This is a genomic window from uncultured Faecalibacterium sp. (assembly GCF_900066275.1).
Taxonomy (GTDB): domain Bacteria; phylum Bacillota; class Clostridia; order Oscillospirales; family Ruminococcaceae; genus Faecalibacterium; species Faecalibacterium taiwanense.
This window is the reverse complement of sequence record NZ_FMFG01000015.1, coordinates 12544-27528: the sequence shown is the minus strand read 5'-3', so window position 1 is coordinate 27528 and position 14985 is coordinate 12544. Positions and strand designations below refer to the sequence as shown.

13 protein-coding genes are annotated in these 14985 nt (G+C 57.7%); 9 read left to right on the top strand and 4 right to left on the bottom strand.

Annotated elements, in window-relative coordinates; all coding sequences use genetic code 11:
- Positions 1-19: 19 nt before the first annotated feature.
- Genes murG through QZL71_RS07045 form a run of 3 tightly spaced genes read left to right on the top strand, consistent with a single transcriptional unit; the run spans position 20 to position 4225 of the window.
- Positions 20-1144 (top strand): undecaprenyldiphospho-muramoylpentapeptide beta-N-acetylglucosaminyltransferase, encoded by a 1125-nt coding sequence (gene murG, locus QZL71_RS07055; protein ID WP_044953976.1) that lies wholly within the window; start codon positions 20-22, stop codon positions 1142-1144.
- A 33-nt stretch (positions 1145-1177) separates the two neighbouring features.
- Positions 1178-2719, top strand: coding sequence for an FtsQ-type POTRA domain-containing protein (locus QZL71_RS07050; RefSeq protein WP_249235467.1), 1542 nt, complete (start codon positions 1178-1180; stop codon positions 2717-2719).
- 27 nt (positions 2720-2746) lie between these two features.
- A complete protein-coding gene (locus QZL71_RS07045; RefSeq protein WP_249235468.1) occupies positions 2747-4225 on the top strand; it encodes a UDP-N-acetylmuramoyl-L-alanyl-D-glutamate--2,6-diaminopimelate ligase in 1479 nt (492 codons plus the stop codon).
- Between the two features lie 57 nt (positions 4226-4282).
- Here QZL71_RS07045 and QZL71_RS07040 read toward each other — a convergent pair whose 3' ends face one another.
- The 4 genes from QZL71_RS07040 to serC all read right to left on the bottom strand — a co-directional run bounded on the left by QZL71_RS07040 (position 4283) and on the right by serC (position 9513).
- Entirely contained in the window at positions 4283-6385 is a 2103-nt protein-coding gene (locus tag QZL71_RS07040; protein WP_294648363.1) for a heavy metal translocating P-type ATPase, read from the bottom strand.
- Between the two features lie 144 nt (positions 6386-6529).
- A complete protein-coding gene (locus QZL71_RS07035) occupies positions 6530-6811 on the bottom strand; it encodes a DUF6110 family protein (protein WP_005944105.1) in 282 nt (93 codons plus the stop codon).
- A gap of 443 nt (positions 6812-7254) precedes the next feature.
- Entirely contained in the window at positions 7255-8415 is a 1161-nt protein-coding gene (locus tag QZL71_RS07030) for a phosphoglycerate dehydrogenase (RefSeq protein ID WP_294648362.1), read from the bottom strand.
- A 15-nt stretch (positions 8416-8430) separates the two neighbouring features.
- Positions 8431-9513, bottom strand: coding sequence for a 3-phosphoserine/phosphohydroxythreonine transaminase (serC, locus tag QZL71_RS07025; protein WP_294648361.1), 1083 nt, complete (start codon positions 9511-9513; stop codon positions 8431-8433).
- Between the two features lie 330 nt (positions 9514-9843).
- Here serC and QZL71_RS07020 point away from each other — a divergent pair, with 330 nt between their 5' ends.
- The 6 genes from QZL71_RS07020 (at position 9844) to QZL71_RS06995 (ending at position 14951) form a co-directional block, all read left to right on the top strand.
- Positions 9844-10266 (top strand): BlaI/MecI/CopY family transcriptional regulator, encoded by a 423-nt coding sequence (locus QZL71_RS07020; RefSeq protein ID WP_249235472.1) that lies wholly within the window; start codon positions 9844-9846, stop codon positions 10264-10266.
- A 15-nt stretch (positions 10267-10281) separates the two neighbouring features.
- Positions 10282-11436, top strand: a complete 1155-nt coding sequence (gene rlmD / locus QZL71_RS07015) for a 23S rRNA (uracil(1939)-C(5))-methyltransferase RlmD (RefSeq protein WP_294648360.1) — start codon at positions 10282-10284, stop codon at positions 11434-11436.
- Positions 11436-11576, top strand: coding sequence for a hypothetical protein (locus QZL71_RS07010; protein ID WP_166444378.1), 141 nt, complete (start codon positions 11436-11438; stop codon positions 11574-11576). Before rlmD ends, QZL71_RS07010 begins: the two co-directional genes overlap by 1 nt.
- Before the next feature lie 87 nt (positions 11577-11663).
- Positions 11664-12578, top strand: coding sequence for a DUF6017 domain-containing protein (locus QZL71_RS07005; RefSeq protein WP_294648359.1), 915 nt, complete (start codon positions 11664-11666; stop codon positions 12576-12578).
- A gap of 100 nt (positions 12579-12678) precedes the next feature.
- A complete protein-coding gene (locus tag QZL71_RS07000) occupies positions 12679-13149 on the top strand; it encodes a PcfB family protein (protein WP_294648358.1) in 471 nt (156 codons plus the stop codon).
- Positions 13146-14951 carry a VirD4-like conjugal transfer protein, CD1115 family gene (locus QZL71_RS06995; RefSeq protein ID WP_294648357.1) on the top strand — a complete coding sequence of 602 codons (1806 nt, stop codon included), beginning with the start codon at positions 13146-13148 and terminating at the stop codon, positions 14949-14951. The genes QZL71_RS07000 and QZL71_RS06995 overlap by 4 nt, the downstream gene beginning before the upstream one ends.
- Positions 14952-14985: the final 34 nt, after the last annotated feature.

Sequence of the window (14985 nt, the reverse complement as noted above, 5' to 3'; positions counted from 1 at the left end):
TAATAGAGGAGGAATCGTCATGCGAGTTCTGATCGCTGCCGGCGGCACTGCCGGCCATATCAACCCGGCACTTGCCATTGCAGGTGCTATCAAAAAGGCAGACCCTTCTGCCGAGATCCACTTTGCCGGCCGCAAGGAGGGCATGGAGTACCGTCTGGTAGGACAGGCGGGCTATCCCTTCCACCATATCGAGATCACCGGTTTCCAGCGCAGGCTGTCGCTGCACAACATCAAGCGCAACATCGTTACGCTGTGGAATCTGGCCCTCTCTGGCCCCAAGGCAAAGGCCATTATGAAGGAGGTCAAACCCGATCTTGTGATCGGCTGCGGCGGCTATGTGTCCGGCCCGGTGGTGCGCTGTGCCGCCAAAATGGGCATCCACACCGCCATTCATGAGCAGAACGCCTTCCCCGGCGTGACCAACAAGCTGCTGGCACCGGATGTGGATCTCGTGTTTGCCGCCGTGCCTGCTGCTGTGGAAAAGCTGGGCGCACCTGATAAGACCATCGTGGTGGGCAATCCGGTGCGCCCGGAGGTGTTCACCAAGGCAAAGGACCGCGATGCCATCCGCGCTGAGCTGGGCGCGGGCGACCGCACGGTGATCCTTTCCTTCGGCGGCAGCCTTGGCGCACGCCGCGTCAACGAGGTGGTGGCCGACCTGTGTGCATGGGAACAGCACGAGAAGAAGCCGGTGCTGCATCTCCACGCTACCGGCCAGTACGGTGTGCAGCTGTTCAAGGATCTGGAAAAGGAAAAGAACTTCGCGGAAGGCGACGGCCTTGTGGTGAAGGAATACATCAACAATATGCCGGAACTGCTGGCTGCGGCAGACCTTGTCATCAGCCGCGCCGGTGCGCTGACGCTGGCCGAGCTGGAAGCTGTTGGCCGTGCAGCCGTGCTCATCCCCAGCCCCAATGTGGCTGAGAACCACCAGTACTTCAATGCCATGGAACTGCAGAAGGCCGATGCCGCTGTGGTGATCGAGGAAAAAGATCTGACCGGCGAAAAGCTGGTGAGCACGGTGTCCGACATGCTGGCACAGCCCGGCAAGCTGGCTGAGATGGGCAAAAATGCCCGCAGCCTGTCGGTGGATGACAGCCTTGACCGTATTGCAGACGCTCTGATGAAACTGGTGCAGAAGTAAAACAAAACCTAAACCGGAAAGGAGGTGTGCGCCATGCAGCAATACCGCAATAACAGAAACAACGGCAATATCTACGACCTGCGGAAAGACCTGCAGCATACTCCGCCGCCTTCACAACAAAAAGGATCTTCCGGCAGTGCGGACGGGCGCTATGGCTTCAACGGGGAACCGCTGAGCTTTGCGCCGGACCGCACCGCCAATGGTACGGTGCGCCGCACCCGTACCGATAATAGCATCGAGTTCCCTTCGCAGCCGCGCCGCACCGAACAGAGCGGCACCCGGCGCACCAGCGGCCAGAACCGGAACCGTACCGCGCAGCGATGCCGCACGGCCCAGCCGGAACAGCGTGCATCCGGCACGGCCCGCAAGCCGCAGCAGCGCCGTTCACAGGGACAGAAGCCGCGCAAGACAGCGGCTCAGGCAGCGCAGCAGCGCTACAAAAACCAGCGTCTGCGCCCGGCACAACAGCAGCCACGCGACCCGGTACAGCGGGAAAAACGCAAGAAGCGCCGCCTAACCCGCGCTGCACTGAAGCGGCGGCGGATGCTGCGGCGGCTGATGGCCTTTGTGACCCTGCTGGCCGTGATCGCCGCCGGTGTTTACCTGACCATGACCATGCTGTTTAAGATCGGCACCATTCAGGTGCAGACGGCGGACGGCACCGTGGTGCAGGAGGTGGGCGGCTATTCCAGCAGCCAGATCCTGCAGGCACTGGGTGTGCAGACCGAAGAGAACATTTTCAGCTTTGACCCTGCCGCCAAGGAAGCGGAACTGGAAAAGCAGTTCCCGCTGCTGGAATCCATCAGGGTGGTTCGGGATTACCCCAACACGGTGGTGGTGCAGGTGACCGAGGCGGTGCCTACCTATGCCATGCAGACGAAGAGCGGCTGGCTGACCCTCTCGGATCAGTTCAAGATCCTGGCCTGCGAGTCTGCCCAGCCGGAAGAACTCAAGACTCTATACGGCGGCGAGCCGGTGTCGGTGACACCCGGCGACCAGCTGACCTTTGCAGCGCAGGCAGACCCGGCGGCATCGGATGCATCCGGTTCGGCAGCAGCTTCGGCAGCGGTGCAGACGGACGACCGTCTGGATGCGCTGAATGAGCTGCAGGCAAAGCTGGAAGAGTATGGGATGCTGGACGATGTGACCCGCATGGAATTTGCGGACACCGACCAGATGGCATTTTTGTATCAGGATCGTGTCAGTGTGCTTCTGGGTACACGGAACGATCTGGATTATAAGCTGGACCGCGCACGCTATGTGCTGACCAATGCCGACGGCAAGGGTTGTGCCCCTACCGACACCGGCAGACTGGATTTCAGCCATGTCAGCGCGGGCAGCACCCGTAAAATTTACTTTGCACAGGGCCAGCCGACCCTGCCCTCCGGTTATGTTGTGCCGGAAAAGACCGTGCCGGAAGAGCCTGACACCTCTGCTGCCGAGGATACTGCGGCAGACGGTGCAGAGGATGCCGCTGCGGCCCAGCCTGCGGACGATACGGCGGCAGCTGCGGAAGAAACACCGCTGACCGACCCCGCCCGCATGACCACAAATAACGAAGAAAACCCCATGTGACAAAATGTTTTGAGGAGCGTGTGCAGTATGAAACTGGAACAGTTATTGGAAGGCGTGCCCTTTACCCTTGCGCAGGGCAGTCTGGACACCGAGATCTCGGATATCATCTACGACAGCCGCAAGGCGGCACCGGGCCTTTTGTTCGTGTGCATCGTGGGCACCCAGCGTGACAGCCATGAGTTTGCCGCCGACTGTGCGGCAAAGGGTGTCAGCGCACTGGTCATCCAGCACGACATCGACCTTTCCACCCTGCCGGGCGTGACTGTGGTCAAGGTGGAAAGCAGCCGCTATGCCATGGCTCTGATGAGCGCGAACCTCTTCGGCAACCCGTCCCGCAAGATGACCATGATCGGTGTGACCGGCACCAAGGGCAAGACCACTACCACCCACATGATCAAGAGCGTGCTGGAAGCTGCAGGCCGCAAGGTGGGCATGATCGGCACCAACGGCATTTATTATATGGGCCGCCACAAGGAAACTGCCAACACCACCCCGGAAAGCTACGAGCTGCAAAAGACCTTTCGAGAATTTCTGGATGCAGGCTGCGACACCGCGCTGATGGAAGTTTCCAGCCAGGGCCTGATGATGGACCGCGTGGCCGGTGTGCACTACAATGTGGGCGTGTTCACCAACCTTTCGCCGGATCACATCGGCCCCGGCGAGCACAAGACCTTTGAGGAGTACCGCAGCTGGAAGGGCCAGCTGTTCAAGCGCTGCGACGTGGGCGTGGTGAACATTGACGATGAGAATACCGAAGCACTTCTGGAAGGCCACACCTGCCGCCTTGTCACCTATGGCCGCGCTGAGCAGGCGGACTACCGCGAGACCGGCTTTGAACTGCTGCGCACCCACGATTTTCTGGGTGTGAAGTTCCATGTGACCGGCAAGGACGAGATGGATGTGAAGGTGAACATGCCCGGCGAGTTCAGCGTGTACAACGCGCTGGCAGCTCTGGCGGTGGGCAAGGTGCTGGGCCTGCCGGATCAGGCCATCCACGACGGCCTTGGCAAGTGCGTGGTCAAGGGCCGCGTGGAGCTGGTGCCCATCAGCAAAAAGTTCACCATCCTGCTGGACTACGCCCACAACGAGGTGTCCACCGAAAGCCTGCTCACCACTCTGCGGGCCTACAAGCCCCACCGTCTGGTGGTGGTGTTCGGCTGCGGCGGCAACCGCTCCAAGCTGCGCCGCTACGGCATGGGCGAGATCTGCGCCAAAATGGCCGATTTCTCCATCCTTACCGAGGACAACAACCGCTTTGAAAAGGTGGAGGACATCCTTGCTGATATCCGCGTGGGCATGAACAAGGGCAACCCGGACGCAAAGTTTGTGGAAATCCCCGACCGTCTGGATGCGCTGCACTACGCAGTGGATCACGCGCAGGAGGGCGACCTGATCGCCGTCATTGGCAAGGGCCACGAAACCTACCGTGACCGCGAGGGTGTCAAGACTCCGTTCCTGGAGCGGGAGCTGCTGGAAGAGTACGCACAGCAGATCGGGCTGGAATAACAGATAAAAAATAACGCCGTGTCGAATGTTCAGACACGGCGTTATTTTTTGCGGTAATTATGCTTTCAGCTGCGGAGCCTTGTTCTCCGGCAGGAGATTGGTCATGCTCTTCAGGCTGATGCCGATGGTGGAGAGATTATGCAGCATGGCAGAGGAGGCCGGCTGCAGGATGCCCAGAGCACCCAGCGCGATAAGGGCCGAGTTGAAGGTGAGCACGAAGCGGTAGTTTGCGTGCACGCGCTTTTGCAGAGAGTTGGCGATGGCCTTGAGGGCCACCAGCTCCTCCAGACTGTCGGCTTTGATGGTCACGTCTGCGATCTCGCGGGCGATGGCAGCGCCGGAGTTGATGGCAATGCCAATATCGGCAGCAGACAGGGCAGGCGAGTCGTTGATGCCGTCGCCGATCATCACCACGGTGTGGCCCTCGGCCTTGGCCTGCTGGACGAAGTTTGCCTTATCCTCGGGCAGCACCTCGGCAAAGAAGCGGTCCACGCCTACCTGCTTTGCAATGGCGGCGGCGGTGCGCTCGCTGTCGCCGGTCATCATGACGGTGTTCCGGATGCCCAGCGCACGCAGTCCGTTCAGCACAGCGGCGGCTTCCGGGCGCAGCGGGTCGGAAATGCAGATCACGCCCACCAGCTGCCCGCTGGCAGCCATGTACAGGTGCGAATACGCGGGCTTGAGGGCATCGAACTTCTGCTGCTCGGCTGTGGGGATGGTACACTTTTCATCCTCAAAGACGAAGTGGTGGCTGCCGATGACCACGCGCTGGCCGCCCACGCGGCTTGCAATGCCGTGGGCCACGATGTACTCCACCTCGGAGTGCATCTCCTCATGGGAAATGCCGCGCTCTTTGGCGGCACGCACCACGGCGTTGGCCATGGAATGGGGGAAGTGCTCTTCCAGACATGCGGCCAGCTGCAGAACTTCGCGCTCGTTGCAGCCGGAGAAGGGCACGACCTCCACTACCTGCGGGGTGGCACGGGTGAGGGTGCCGGTCTTGTCGAACACGATAGTGTCGGCCTGAGACAGCGCTTCCAGATACTTGCCGCCCTTGACGGTGATGTGGTAGCTGCCGCACTCGCGCATGGCGGAAAGCACTGCCAGCGGCATGGAGAGCTTGAGCGCGCAGGAGAAATCCACCATCAGGCAGGAGATGGCGCGGGTGGCGTTGCGGGTGAGCAGATAGGTGACCACCGTTGCGCCCAGACACCATGGCACCAGCTTGTCGGCCAGCACCAGCGCACGGTTCTCGGTGCTGGACTTGAGCTTTTCGGATTCCTCGATCATGGCCACAATCTTGTCGTAGCGGTTGGAACCGCCCTCGGCCTTGGCGATAAAGACGCACTCGCCCTCCTCCACAACGGTGCCGGCATAGAGAGTGGAGCCCTCTGCCTTGCGCACCGGCATGGCTTCGCCGGTCAGAGCGGCCTGATTCACCATGGCTTCGCCTTCCAGCACGGTGCCGTCCAGCGGGATCATGTTGCCGCTGCGCACGACCACCTCATCGCCGGAGCGTACTTTGGTCAGAGGCACCAGCACTTCGGTGCCTTGGCTGCGCACCCACACCTTGTCCACGTTCAGGGCCATGCTGCGGGCCAGATCGTCCAGACTCTTCTTGCGGGTCCACTCTTCCAGCAGAGAGCCCAGATTCAGCAGGAACATGACAGAACCGGCGGTGCCAAAGTCGCCGCGCAGCAGCGAGACGCCGATGGACAAAGCGTCCAGCACCTCCACTTCCAGCCTGCGGCTCAGCACGCAGCGCACACCCTTCCAGAGAAAGCGGATGGAGCGGAAGGCGGTGTAGGCAGCGTCAAGGGGTGCGGGCAGGAACAGCTTGCGCAGGCAGCGGCCTGCCACCAGATCGAACATTTTATCCTGATATTCCCGGTTCAGCCTGCGGCTGTCGGCGGAGGTGACAAGGGCATCGTTTTCGGCCACATCGAACTTATAGCCTGCCAGAATGGCAATGGCGGCGGTGCGCTTGCCGGTATAGGTAATGACCACATCGCCGGTGCGCTCGTAAACGGCGGCATGGACAATGGCATCTTTGTGGTTCAGATATGCTTCCAGCACATCGGCACGGTGCAAAGTCATGCGGACTTTTTCCACATGCACACGCATCCGGCCTTTGCCTTCATGCAGAATGGTACATTTCATATATCAAATATCCTTCTCTATCTTTTTGCCGCAGCGTCAGACTGCTATACCCTGCACGCCTGCGGCCCCACTCTCACAAAAAAGAGCCGCCCGAAGGCGGCTCGAAAGCCACGTTGGGGCTTTCAGTGCTTTACGAACCGAAAATTACTCAGCGGTCTCTTCGGTGGTCTCCTCGGCGGCATCCTCGATCACAGCAGCCTCGGCTTCAACAGCACGAGCCTCGTTGATGGCCTTTGCATCGGCCAGAATGTCACCGGCCTGCTCCTGGACCTTGCTGACGGTCTCCATGGTGGAGTCCTTCATGCGCAGCACGGCAGCGGTGGTCTGGGTGTAGACCTTCTTGGCATCCTTGCTGGACAGCAGCTTGAAACCGGCAGAGCCGAACAGAGTACCGGCGGCGAACAGTGCGATCTTCTTGATATCCATAGTAACTTCCCTACCTTTTCTATTTCCTGTCAGAGGCCCTCGCAGGACCTGTAAGATGAATATACCGGCCCAAAAGCCGGAGAACAGGGGGACATTTCCCTTGTTTTGAGCCTATTGTAGCACAGAATTTTCCATTTTCAAGGTTTTCTTTGAATGTTAATACATGTAAACTTTTTACGTTGTGTAGTTAGAAAAAGCTATCTCTAACGCGTTTTTTGAGACAAACTACAGTTTGTAAATGGAAACTAACCGGCAGATGGGACGAGAAAGAATTTCCAGCTTGTAAAAAATCCTGGTTTGGAAATGTAGGTTGCCGCCACGGCCCTTCTCTGTGAAAAAGCAACCCGGAAAAATCCGCAGACTTTTCCGGGTTGCTAAAATAAAAATCGTTTTCCGCTGAAGATGCCCAGAGCGACGCGGCGGGCATTTTAAACCGTTTTGCTTTACAGGATGCGCACCCGGATCACAGCGGGGATGGCAGCCAGCTTTTCGGCCAGCTTCTTGTCCACAGCACCGGTAGCATCCAGCATGGTGTAGGCCATGTTCTTTTTGCTCTTGTTCACCATGTTCTCGATGTTCAGACCGGCTTCGGTGGTCAGAGCGGTGATCTGGCTGATCATGCCGGGCTCGTTTTTGTGGATGATGCAGATGCGCTTGCCGCCGGCTCTGGGCTGGTTGACCTCCGGCATGTTCACCGAGTGGATGATGTTGCCGTTCTTCAGGTAGTCGCTCAGCTCCTTTGCAGCCATCACGGCGCAGTTGTCCTCGGCTTCCGGGGTGGAAGCGCCCAGATGGGGGGTGCACACGATGCCGGGCTTGCCCAGAATGGCCTCAGACGGGAAGTCGGTCATATAGCCGGACACCTTGCCGGTCTCCATGGCTTCCAGCAGGGCTTCGGTGTTGACCAGTTCGCCGCGGGCATAGTTCAGGATCTTCACGCCGTCCTTGCACAGGGCAAGGGTCTGGGCGTTGATGGTATCCTTGGTGGTGGGCAGGTAGGGCACATGGATGGTGATGTAGTCGCACAGGGGCAGCATGTCGTTCAGGTTCACGCAGTGGCGTACCTGACTGCTCAGGTTCCAGGCGGCGTCAATGGAGATGTAGGGGTCGTAGCCGTAGACCTCCATGCCCAGCTCAATGGCGCAGTTGGCCACGCGGGAGCCGATGGCACCCAGACCGATGACACCCAGCGTCTTGCCCTTGATCTCGTTGCCCACGAACTGCTTCTTGCCCTTTTCCACGGTCTTTGCCATGGCAGGGTCACCGGTCAGGCCATGACACCACTGGGCGGCAGCAGCCACATTGCGGCTGCCGGCGATCAGCATGCCGATCACCAGCTCGGCCACAGCATTGGCGTTGGCACCGGGGGTGTTGAACACCACGATGCCCTGCTCACTACAGCGGTCCAGCGGGATGTTGTTCACGCCGGCACCGGCGCGGGCGATGGCCAGAAGATTGTCGTTGAAGGCGGTATTCAGCATGTCGGCGCTGCGAACGAGGATGCCGTCCGGGGTATCGGTGTCCACAGCCACGTCAAACTGCTTGTTGTTCAGCTTTGCCAGACCCACCGGGCTGATGGCGTTCAAAGTTTTGATCGTATACATATCTGAATTCCCCTCTTATGCATTTGCCTTGCGGAACTTCTCCATGAAGTCCACCAGCTTGTCCACACCCTCGGCGGGCATTGCGTTGTAAATGGAAGCGCGCATACCACCTACCAGACGGTGGCCCTTCAGGTTCACGAAGCCTGCTTCTGCAGCTTCGGCGCAGAATTTCTTGTCCAGATCTGCATTGGGGCTGGTGAAGGTGACATTCATGGTGCTGCGGTAGCGGTGCTCCACAGGATTCGTGAAGAAGCCCTGACCGTCCAGATAGTCGTACAGCACTTTGGCCTTGGCTTCGTTGATCTTCTGCATGTTGGCAAGACCGCCGATGTCGTTTTCCAGATACTTGAGCACCAGACCGGTCATATAAATGCACCAGCAGGGGGGCGTGTTGTACATGCTGTCCTTGTTCAGCAGAGTGGTGTAGTTCATCATGGTAGGCACATTGTCGGCGGCATGGCCCAGCAGGTCGTCGCGGACGATGGCAATTGCCATGCCGGCGGGAGCTACATTCTTCTGCACGCCGAAGTAGATGCAGCCGTACTTGGTCACATCCACCGGCTTGGAGAGGATCATGGAGCTCATGTCGGCTACCAGAGGCACACCCTCCACCTGCGGCACCTCGACAAACTGAGTGCCGAAGATGGTGTTGTTCTGGCAGATGTGGATGTAGCTGGCATCCTTATCATAGTTGATGGCGTTCACGTCCGGGATGTAGGTGAAGTTCTTGTCCTTGCTGGAAGCAACGATGTTCACCTCGCCGAACTTGGCGGCTTCCTTGGCGGCAAGGTTCGAGAAGTTGCCGGTGACAAGGTAATCTGCTTTGCCGGTGGTCATGAAATTCAGCGGGACCATGGCAAACTGCTGGGTGGCACCGCCCTGAAAGAAACCGACCTTGTAGTTGTCGGGAATATTCATTACCCGGCGCAGGGTGGCCTCGGTGTCCTTGATGATGGCATCGAACCACTTGCTGCGGTGGCTCATCTCCATCACGCTCTGACCGCTGTCGCCATACTCGAGCAGCTCTGCCTGTGCCTGCTTGAGCACCTTCTCGGGCAGCATGCTGGGGCCTGCGCTGAAGTTGTAAACTCGTGCCATAATGAACTCTCCCTTTCCTGTATCGCACAGCACCGCGGTTTTCTGTGGTGCGTTCTGTTGATTGCTGTAGCCGTAGTATACCGGTTTTGCAGGGATGAAAACAAGAGCATCTTTGCACAAAGATACGGCGCAAAAGCCCCTGTGCGGGCACAAAGCACACAAATGTCCTTGATAGAAAAACAAAAACAAAGACAAATGTAAAATAGAGCTGAAAAAGCCTGATTTCATCGGCGTTTCCGGCTCTTGCACTTTGGCGCAGAAATTGGTATAATAATAAAACAAAGACAAACGTAAAAGAAAAAAGATGCCAAAAGGAGGGAGAACAGCAGGATGTATGGCATCCCGGACAGTGTAAAGCCGCTTTCGGCGGCAGAGGAGCAGGTGATGCTGGCGGTGTGGGCCTGCCGTGCGCCCGTCACCCGGCGGGACATCGACGCAAAGCTGCGCGCAAAGGGCTGGGCACCGGCGACCGTGCTCAACTTTCTTTACCGGCTGGAAGAAAAGGGTTGGGTGAAAAGCGGCAAGGACGGCAACCGCAATACCTACACTCCGGCCATCACTCAGCGCGCCTATAATGTGTGGAGCATGCGCGAACGGCTGGACACCCTCTTTGGCGGCGACCTTGCGGCGGCGGTGCGCGCGCTGGTCAGCGAGAGCGGCTGCGGCCAGAGCGAGCTGGAACAGGCCATGAAGGTGCTGGAGGAAAAGCATCTGGAAGCGGAAGAATATGATCTGTATGACCCTTATGGGTAAAAAGGAGAGCGGAAGATGGATTGCAAACTGCGTGCCAAAAACTGCGGCGGCTGCCCGATGCTGGGCATGGACTACGCCGCACAGCTGAAACAGAAAGAAGAGACCGTGAAAAAGCTGCTGGGCAGATTCGGCCCGGTGGAGCACATCCGGGGCATGGAAACGCCGTACCACTATCGGAACAAGGTGATCTCCACCTTTACCACCGGCTGGGGTGGAAAACTTACCTCCGGCATCTACGCGGCAAACAGCCACAAGGTGCTGCCGGTGGAAAGCTGCCTTTTGCAGGACGAAGTGCTGGATAAGACCATGCTGGCCGTGCGTGCGGCAGCGGGCACCTGCCATTACCAGCCTTTCAATGAGGATAAGGGCACCGGCCTTCTGCGTCACTGCCTGCTGCGGCGGGGTGTTATGACCGGGCAGGTGATGGTGGTGCTGGTGACGGCTCAGCCGGTGCTGCCGGGTGCCAAGAACTTTGTCAAAGCCCTGCTGACCGAAGCCGGAAAGCAGGGCGTGGCCATCACCACCATCGTCCAGAACGTGAACGACCGCAAAACCAGCGTGGTGCTGGGTGATATGGAAAAGGTGCTGTACGGCAAGGGCTTCATTCTGGATACCCTCTGCGGCAAGACCTATGCCATCAGCCCACGCAGCTTTTATCAGATCAATCATACCCAGACCGAAGTGCTGTACGGCCTTGCGGTGGACGCGGCGCATCTCACCGGAAAAGAAGTGGTGCTGGATGCCTACTGCGGCATCGGAACCATCGGCCTGACCGCCGCCGACCATGCAAAGCAGGTAGTGGGCGTGGAGGTGAACCGCGAAGCGGTGCACGATGCCATAGGCAATGCAAAGCACAATGGCGTGAAGAACGCCCGCTTCTTTGCCGCAGATGCCACCCGGTGGATCGGCGAAGCCGCTGCGGCTGGTGAACGCACAGACGTGATCTTTATGGACCCGCCGCGGGAGGGCTCTACGCCGCAGTTTATCGATAGCGTGGCCCGCATGGCCCCGAAACGTGTGGTCTACGTGAGCTGCAACCCGGTCACGCTGGCCCGGGATCTGGAGCTGCTGACCCGGAAGGGATACAAAGTGGAGAGCAGCACGCCGGTGGATATGTTCCCTCACAGTGAGCATGTCGAAGCGATAGTTTCGCTACAAAGAGAAATCTAGTGGAAATCATCCGCTTTACGTTGTTTTCTCGTCATGTTGTGTTCGATGGCGAGGGCGATAAACTCCGCAATAAACGCATTGAAAATCACATCACCGTTTCGGTGGTAATTGATATGGAGTGCGGAAACACAAAGAATTGAATATCTAACAATCGGCATAGCCGCAGACTTTAACAAAAAGCCTGCGGCTTTTTCTTTGCCCAAAAACAGAAAGGAGGCATCCGTGAAATGGCAGTTTTTCGGGTAGAAAAGAACAGCGGCTACACGGTCATGTCAAACCACCACCTGCGGAACCGGGCCTTGTCCCTGAAAGCCAAAGGCTTACTCTCCCAAATGCTCTCCCTGCCGGAAGATTGGGACTACACCCTGCAAGGGCTGGCCCGTATCAACCGGGAAAGCATCGACGCGATACGGCAGGCCATCCGGGAACTGGAACAGGCGGGCTACATCCAGCGTTCCAGAGAACGGGACGAGAAAGGGCGGCTGCGTGGTGCAGACTATGTGATTTTCGAGCTGCCGCAGCCCGTTCCTGCATCGGTTTCACCTACATTGGAAAATCCAACGTTGGAGAATCCCACGCAGGAAAACCCTACGTTGGAAAATCCAATGCAATTAAATAAAGATAAACTAATTACAGAAAAACAAAAGAAAGAGGGATTAAATACCGATTCCATTCCTATCCATTCCCCAAACCCCTTGCCTTTGGACGAGGACGAGGCAGCGGCACCGCCGCCGGAACGGACAGGAAGCCGAAAGGAAACGGCCTATCAAATCTACCGGGACCTGATTTTGGAGAACATCGAGTATGACACCCTCATCCAGAATCCCCGGATAGACCGGGAGCAGCTGGACGAGATCGTGGACATCCTGCTGGAAACGGTCTGCACCAACCGCAAGTCCATCCGGGTGGCCGGGGACGATTACCCGGCAGAGTTGGTCAAGGCCAAGTTCCTGAAACTGGACAGCCATCACATCGAGTTCGTCATGGACTGCCTGCGGGACAACACCACCAAAGTCCGCAACATCAAGCAATACCTGCGGGCCATGCTGTTCAACGCCCCCAGCACCATCAACAGCTACTATGCGTCCCTTGTGGCGCACGATATGGCGCAGCCCGATTGGGGCCGCCCGCCCAACACCTGACCGAAAGGAGTACCCATCCATGAGAACACTTTACCTGCGGCGGCTGGTGGTTCCACCCTAGCTGCCGCTCTGAATTTTCTGCAACAAGGAGGGATTCATATTGCAGGAAGAAGTCACCCAGAAAACTATTGCCCTGTCCATGAAAACGGGCAAGCTCACCGCCCAAGCGTTGCAAGCTGCCCTGAAAAAATATTTGCAGCACCGGGCCAAGGGGCCAAAGCTGCACCACGGCAAGCAAAGCCTGAAACAGCTGAAAGCCCACGGCGCGGCCCTGACCAACATTGAAGTCACGGAAGCGAACATCGGGGCGTTCAAGCCCTGCGCCAAGAAGTACGGCGTGGACTTTACCTTACGCAAGGACAAGACCACCCAGCCGCCCCACTACATCGTGATCTTCAAGGCCAAGGATGCGGACAATCTGGAACAGGCGTTCCTGGAGTTCACGGCCAAAACACTCTCCAAGGAGCAGCGGCCCTCCATCCGCAAAGTGCTGGCGGTGGCTAAGCAGAAAGCGGCCCAGCAACCGAAACACGCCAAAGAAAAAATCAAGCAAAGGGGGCTGGAACGATGAAGCCTGAACTAAAAAAACTGCTGGTGCTGAATCTGCCATATCTGCTGTTCGTGTACCTGTTTGCCAAATGCGGGCAGACGTACCGTCTGTCGGCGGGCGCGGATGCTTCGGCCAAGCTGCTGCACCTAACGAGCGGCATCTCCGCCGCCTTTGCAAGCCCGCTGCCCAGCCTGCACCCGTTTGACCTGTGTGTGGGCGTTGTTGGGGCGGTGGCTGTCCGTCTCATTGTGTACAGCAAGGGCAAGAACGCCAAGAAGTACCGCAAGGGTGAAGAATACGGCTCTGCCCGGTGGGGCACCGCCAAGGATATTGCCCCCTACATCGACCCCAAGTTTGAAAACAACATCCTGCTGACCCAGACCGAACGCCTGACCATGACCGGGCGGCCCAAAGACCCCAAGACGGCCCGGAACAAGAATGTGCTGGTAATCGGCGGCTCCGGCAGCGGCAAGACCCGCTTCTATGTGAAGCCCAACCTCATGCAATGCTTTCCCACTTCCGACTATCCCACCTCATTCGTGGTCACAGACCCGAAAGAGACTCTGGTTCTGGAAACGGGCCAAATGTTCCAGCGGGCAGGCTACCGGGTGAAAATCCTGAACACGATAAACTTTTCCAAGTCCATGAAGTACAACCCGTTTGTTTACATCCACTCGGAAAAGGATGTGCTGAAGCTGGTGAATACTCTTATCGCCAACACCAAGGGCGAGGGTGAAAAATCGGCGGAAGATTTTTGGGTGAAGTCGGAACGGCTGTTCTACACCGCACTCATTGGCTACATCTGGTACGAGGCCCCGGCAGAAGAAATGAACTTTACCACCCTGCTGGAAATGATAAACGCCAGTGAAGCCCGTGAAGATGACCCGGAGTTTCAAAGCCCAGTGGACCTCATGTTTGAGCGGCTGGAACAAAAAGACCCGGACCACTTCGCCGTCCGGCAGTACAAAAAGTTTTTGCTGTCGGCGGGCAAGACCCGTTCCTCCATCCTGATAAGCTGCGGTGCCCGTTTAGCCCCATTTGACATCCGGGAGGTGCGGGAGCTGATGGAGAACGATGAAATGGAACTGGACACCATCGGGGATGAAAAGACCGTGCTGTTTTTGATTATGAGCGACACGGACACCACCTTCAACTTCATTCTTGCCATGCTCCAAAGCCAGCTTATCAACCTGCTGTGTGACCGTGCAGATGATAAATACGGCGGTCGGCTGCCTGTCCATGTGCGGCTGATTCTGGACGAGTTTGCCAACATCGGGCAGATTCCCAACTTCGACAAGCTGATTGCCACCATCCGCAGCCGGGAAATCTCGGCATCCATCATCTTGCAGAGCCAGTCGCAGCTGAAAGCTATCTACAAAGATGCGGCCGATATCATTTCGGACAACTGCGATTCTGTTCTCTTTTTGAGTGGGCGGGGTAAAAATGCCAAAGAGATCTCCGATGCGCTGGGGAAAGAGACCATCGACAGTTTCAACACCAGCGAAAACCGGGGTTCTCAAACCTCCCACGGACTGAACTATCAAAAATTAGGAAAGGCGTTGATGTCAGAGGACGAAATCGCAATCATGGACGGCGGCAAATGTATTTTGCAGCTGCGGGGCGTGAGGCCGTTCTTCTCGGAGAAGTTCGACATCACCAAGCACCCGCACTACAAATACCTTGCGGACGCGGACAAGAAAAACACCTTTGATGTGGACAGGTTCTTATCCACCCTGCGCCGGAAGCGGCATCAGGTGGTCGCACAGGACGAAAGTTTTGACCTGTACGAAATCGACCTGCCGGACGAAAATTCAGCCGAATAATTTTTATTTTGAGTGCCGCAGAACAAGCGGCAGA